The 3,213-nt window shown below is 71.1% G+C and carries 4 protein-coding genes; all 4 read left to right on the forward strand.

What is annotated here, in order from left to right; translation table 11 throughout:
- Window positions 1-424, forward strand: a 424-nt coding sequence (locus tag FDZ70_08330; protein TLM72537.1) for a 3-hydroxybutyryl-CoA dehydrogenase, incomplete at its 5' end; no start/stop codon positions are given.
- A 24-nt stretch (window positions 425-448) separates the two neighbouring features.
- Window positions 449-1,450 (forward strand): hypothetical protein, encoded by a 1,002-nt coding sequence (locus FDZ70_08335; GenBank protein TLM72538.1) that lies wholly within the window; start codon window positions 449-451, stop codon window positions 1,448-1,450.
- Window positions 1,447-1,938 carry a DUF4330 domain-containing protein gene (locus FDZ70_08340; protein ID TLM72539.1) on the forward strand — a complete coding sequence of 164 codons (492 nt, stop codon included), beginning with the start codon at window positions 1,447-1,449 and terminating at the stop codon, window positions 1,936-1,938. The genes FDZ70_08335 and FDZ70_08340 overlap by 4 nt, the downstream gene beginning before the upstream one ends.
- The coding region (locus FDZ70_08345; GenBank protein TLM72540.1) for a hypothetical protein at window positions 1,938-3,213 on the forward strand (1,276 nt) is incomplete at its 3' end. The genes FDZ70_08340 and FDZ70_08345, both read left to right, overlap by 1 nt.

Raw genomic sequence — 3,213 nt, forward strand, 5'->3', positions numbered from 1 at the left:
CGCCAACCGCATGCGGCTGGTCGAGACCTGCGCGGCCGAGGCGACCTCGCCGCTGGTCTCGCAGTTCCTCGACGAGTTCGCGGTCTCGCTCGGCAAGACGCCCGTGCGCGTCGCGTCGAAGCCGGCGTTCGTGGTCAACCGCTGCCTGATGCCGCTGCTCAACGAGGCGGTGCGCACGCTCGAGGAGCGCGTCGCTCCGGCCGAGTCCATCGACGAGGCGGTCCGGCTCGGCCTGAACCATCCGATGGGGCCGCTCGCGCTCGCCGACCTGATTGGGCTGGACGTGGTCGTCGAGATCATGGAGAACCTGGCGAGGCGCACCGGCGACGAGACCTACGAGCCGCGGCCGACCTTGAAGGCGCTCGTGACCGAGGGCAAGCTCGGGCGCAAGACGGGCGAGGGGTTCTTCTCGTACCAGCGGTGAGGTGCGGCGAGTTGACGCTGGCGGATGCGGGCGGATAGCCTGCGGCTCGACCGGGGCCGCTCTCGCGGCTCGGGCACGCGTAGGAGGTCACGTGGATCGCGCAGCAGTCGACATGCTCAGGCCGTCAGCGGTGGCGTCAGTCCGGTGATGACATCGGGGGACGGATCCGTTCTCGAGCCGGGTGGGACGTGTTCTGCAGAGCCGCCCAGCCGCGGTGCGCGTTGGCCCAAAGTCATGCTCGTGGTTGGGATCGTGCTGTACCTGGCGTTCGGCGTCATCTACGCGGCACGGTCGTCCGCAACGCTGAGCACACCCCTGGGCGACGGCCAGTACTACGAGATCATGGCGCGCCAGATCCTCACCGATCACGTGTACGGCTACAAGTCGGACCGGCCCAACGCGTATGTCACGCCGGGCTACCCGCTCTTCCTTGCCGCGGTCTACGGTGTGACAGGCCATGCCGAGGAGGGGCGCCCGTGGCCGGTCCTCGTGGCGCTGCAGCTGCTGTTCGGCGCCGGCGCCATCGCGCTCGTGTACGTGTTGGGCAGCGACCTGGCCGGGGAGCGGGCGGGCGCGATCGCCGCGTTCCTGTTCGCGCTGTACCCGCCCGGGTTCCTCATCGCGCCGCTGTGGCTCACCGAGCCTCTGGGGACCGTCGCCCTCCTCGGCTACGTCGTCCTGCAACTGCGTGCGCGCGAGCGGCGCAGCGTGCCTCTCGCGCTGGCCGCCGGGGCGGTGCTGGCGCTCGCGGTGCTCACCCGGCCGGCGGTCCTGCCGGTGGCGGTCGTCCCGTTCGCGCTGCGGGCGGCGCTCGGCCCGCGTGAGGGGCTGGTCAGGCAGGCAGCCCTGGCGCTTGCCGCGTGGGCACTCGCTCGGCTTCCAGCTGCTGCTGCAGTCGGTGGTGCTCGACATCGCCGAGGCGGACCGTCTGCGCTGAAGGTGCGGAAGGCGTGCCGCCGCGTTACCGCTAGAATGTTCGCAAGGGCCGGGACGAAGCCCGGCCGCCCGAGGAGGGTCACCGAATGAAGCTGCTCGACGATCGCATGCGCCTGTTCGGCCTCGTGAACCCCATCGACATCGTCGCGGTGCTGCTCGTCATCGCCGTGGCGGTGGTCGGATACACACTGCTCAAGGGCGAGCCGCCGGCGCCACCGAGCGAGAAGGGGACCGTCGAGGTGGTCTTCCTCGCGCAGGGCATCCCAACCGTGCAGGAGGACCTCGTGAAGGCCGGGGACGTTGCCGCGCGTTCGGGCGGCACCGGGAAGATGGGCGAGGTGACGGCGGTCCGGTTCGAGAAGTCCGTCAAGGAGGCGACCGACGCCACCGGCTCGGTGGTCGTGGTCGAGAGCGACCTGTTCCGCGACGTGTACGTGACCGTGCGGGGCACCGGGGCCGTCACGGACACCGGGGTGAACCTCGGTGACGAGCGGATCCGGGTCAACCAGGTGTTCGACCTGCAGATGCCGCGCTTCCAGATGAGCGCGCGCGTGATCTCGGCCAGGCAGGTCGACTGATGCCGGACGCGCCGTCAGCGGACCGCCGCACGGCGCGTGCCGAGTCGCTCGCGCTGATCGGCGTCGCCTTACTGGCGCTCGTCGCGCCGCTCGTGCCGGGACGCGTCACGCTCGGGCCGCTCGCACTCGACTCGGTCATCCTCGGCGTGCCGGCGGCGCTGCTGCTCGCGTGGCCGCTCATGCGCGCGCTCGGCCTGCGGCGGCTGCCGCGCCTCGGCGCCGCGGCCCCGGCGATCGTCTTCCTCGGGTGGCTGCTGCTCAGCTGCGTGGCGAACCGCAACGGCGTCGGCGGGCTCATGACGTGGCTGCGCTATGCGATGTACGTCGCGTTCGCGGCGGCGGTCGCGACGGTCGCGCTCGACGCGCGGCGCCGGCTCGCGCTGATGTGGGTGTTCGCGCTCACCGGGTCGCTCAACGCCGTGCACGGCGTCTACCAGTACTTCAACCCGTCCGAGCAGATCGGCCTCGCCGGCCTGTCCGAAGATGTTGCCACCCGCGTGTTCTCGACCTTCGAGAACCCGAACTTCTTCGCGGAGTTCCTCGTGCTCGTCTTCGCCGTGACGCTCGCGCTCGCGTTCGCCTCGCGCGGGCGCGCGCGGTTCTGGGCGGTGATGATGCTCGGCGTGCAGACGCTCGCGCTCCTGCTCACGTACACGCGGGGCAGCTGGCTCGCGCTCGCGGCGGGGCTCGCCGTCGCGGTGCTGATGGTCGACGCGAAGCTCGTCGTGCCGTTCATCGCGGGCGGCGTCGTGATGGTGCCTGTGGTGCCCGGGGCGCTCGACCGCGTGCTGTCGATCTTCTCGCTCGAGGGGACCGCCGCCTTCCGCATGCAGCTGTGGCAAGTCGCCGGCACCGTCATCGGCGAGGACCCGCTGTTCGGCTTCGGGCCCGGCGACTTCTACCTCGCGTTCAAGTCCGCGGTGCTCGCGCATCCGGAGCTGCGGCCGGGCTACCTCATCTACGGCGCCCACAACTCGTACTTCCAGATCGGCGCCGAGGCCGGCGTCGTGGCGATGCTCGCGTTCCTGATGCTGGTGTTCACCGCGTGCCGCATGGGCCTGTTCTACTCCGTGCGGGCCGGCGAGGACCGCAGCGGCCGCCTTCAGAACGCGGCGCTGACCGCCGGGCTCATCGCGTTCGGGATCAACGCGCTGACGAGCAACTCGTTCCAGCACCCGCGCGCGGCGGTCTTCTTCTTCCTGCTCATGGGGCTGCAGGCCGGCCTCGGCGCTGCGTGGTGGGACCGTGTCCCGGCGCCCGTCGCGACGCCTGGCG

It is taken from the genome of Actinomycetota bacterium (genome assembly GCA_005774595.1).
In the GTDB taxonomy this organism is placed as follows: Bacteria; Actinomycetota; Coriobacteriia; order Anaerosomatales; family D1FN1-002; genus D1FN1-002.

Coding starts and splice junctions, on each gene's coding strand:
- FDZ70_08335 (TLM72538.1), top strand. CDS start 449: ATGCGGGCGGATAGCCTGCGGCTCGACCGGGGCCGCTCTCGCGGCTCG.
- FDZ70_08340 (TLM72539.1), top strand. CDS start 1,447: ATGAAGCTGCTCGACGATCGCATGCGCCTGTTCGGCCTCGTGAACCCC.